This is a genomic window from Cohnella sp. GCM10027633 (assembly GCF_042675445.1).
Taxonomy (GTDB): domain Bacteria; phylum Bacillota; class Bacilli; order Paenibacillales; family Paenibacillaceae; genus Cohnella.
In genome coordinates, this window is record NZ_JBHTGV010000033.1 from 1 (window position 1) to 1,909 (window position 1,909).

Genomic DNA, 1,909 nt, shown 5'->3' on the forward strand with positions numbered 1-1,909 from the left:
AATCGGGTAGGAGGCTACCCATTATTTGAGTAGCCGACCTCCCACACCACCGTACGTACCGTTCGGTATACGGCGGTTCCTAAGTTTACGTTGTAACTTGCCGGTAATAATCTGAAAAGAATACGAATCCAAGTTGCTTGAGGGTGTTGTTTCCGAGGGACGTGGAGAGGATTGGGCTGTTGGATGTTCTCCAGTAGCCTTTTCTTGTGTTGGCATACTCCCATGCTTGTTGGCTCCGGATACCGAGTGACTTTAGGTTTGCAAACCTCGTTTTCACTCGCTTCCATTGCTTCCAGTAGATCATGCGGATTCGCCTTCTCATCCATTTATCAGTGGTCTGTAGCAGATACTTCATATCCGCTATTTTGAAATAGTTTACCCATCCCGTTATGTAGCGTCTGAGTTTCTCTGCTCGGTCTTCGTTTCCTAATCCATTGCTTCGCGATGTAAGTTCTTTTATCTTCGCTTTCATCTTTGTCACGGATTTCGGGTGTATTCGGACCTTTGCCCCACCATCTCGTTTGTAGAATGAGAATCCAAGAAATTTAACTCTTGTCGCCTCGTCCACGACCGTCTTCTCCCGGTTTACTTTGAGGAATAGTTTCTTCTCGATAAACGGAAGGATGTTCGTTAGCGTCCGTTCTGCGCTCTTTCTGCTTTTGCAGAAGATGAGCAGATCGTCGGCGTATCGGACGAACCGGTGTCCTCTGCTTTCCAGTTTCTTGTCCAGTTCGTTCAGCATAATATTGCTCAATATAGGGCTCAAATTGCCCCCTTGCGGAACGCCGATTTCGGTCTCTTCAAACTTGTGCTTCACGACAACGCCAGCTTTCAGGAACTTGTGGATGAGCGAGATGACCCGCCCATCTTTAATCGTTCTCGACATCACTTCAACCAGTTTACTTTGGTTTACGGTATCGAAATACTTCTCTAAGTCCATGTCAACGACGTACGTGTATCCTTCCTGTGCGTTGCTTTGGCTTTTCCTTATGGCCTCATGCGCGCTCCGTTTGGGACGGAAGCCGAAGCTGTTCTCCGAGAATTGCTTCTCGTAGATTGGCGTTAATACTTGAGCAATGGCTTGCTGAACGACTCGGTCAACGACCGTTGGAATTCCCAAATTTCTTTTCTTTCCGTTCTCCTTAGGTATTTCTACCCTTCGAACGGGATTCGGACGGTAATTACCGTCTAGGATCGACCGCTTGAGTGTCTCTCCGTTCTCTTTGAGGTGTTGCAGAAGTTCATCCACTTTCATCCCGTCGATCCCGTGAGATCCTTTGTTCGCTTTCACTCTCTTGAATGCTTCATTCAAGTTGTGGCTGCTCACGATTTGCTCAAGCAGTCTTTCCTCCGACACGTTTACGTTGGTGCTGTCCGTTTCAGTTATCTTCGCAGGATTGTACGCTCCGGCATATCCTTCGTGTTCCGCACTATTCTTCTGCTTGGAGCCACCCCTTCCGAGATGTTGGCTGTACTTGACTCCTGCTTTAGTAACCTTCATTGACCGACACCTCCTTAGGTTCAGCCCTTCCCTCGGGATGTCGACGATCCGAGGTACTATGGCTTCTGCTGACTTCTCATGATAAATCTTGTTTCAACCGTGATTTGAAGTTCATCTCCTCACGTCCATGAGACCTCCCACGGTAAGACGATTCACTTTCCTTCCATGTACCCGCATCATTTACATTGGCACGTCCGTGTAGTTAATTGGACTTCGTTTTGTTATGCAAACTCATCCCATGCCTGATGCCTGATGATGTTCGTGTTCCTCGGGTCGGAATTTTGCCTCCAGCTTCCTTCAGATTCCACCTCGCGATGGACACCCTTGCTCTTGGCTAGTGGTTGGCAACTACAAGCCCCCACAGCGGACTTTCACCGCCGAGTTAATCGTCATGCGTGGCACACATAA

At 48.2% G+C, this 1,909-nt stretch carries 1 protein-coding gene; it reads right to left on the reverse strand.

Features of this window, described 5'->3' with window-relative positions:
• Positions 1 to 85: 85 nt before the first annotated feature.
• Positions 86 to 1,501 (reverse strand): group II intron reverse transcriptase/maturase, encoded by a 1,416-nt coding sequence (gene ltrA / locus ACFQZG_RS27525; RefSeq protein ID WP_378157950.1) that lies wholly within the window; start codon positions 1,499 to 1,501, stop codon positions 86 to 88.
• Positions 1,502 to 1,909 lie beyond the last annotated feature (408 nt).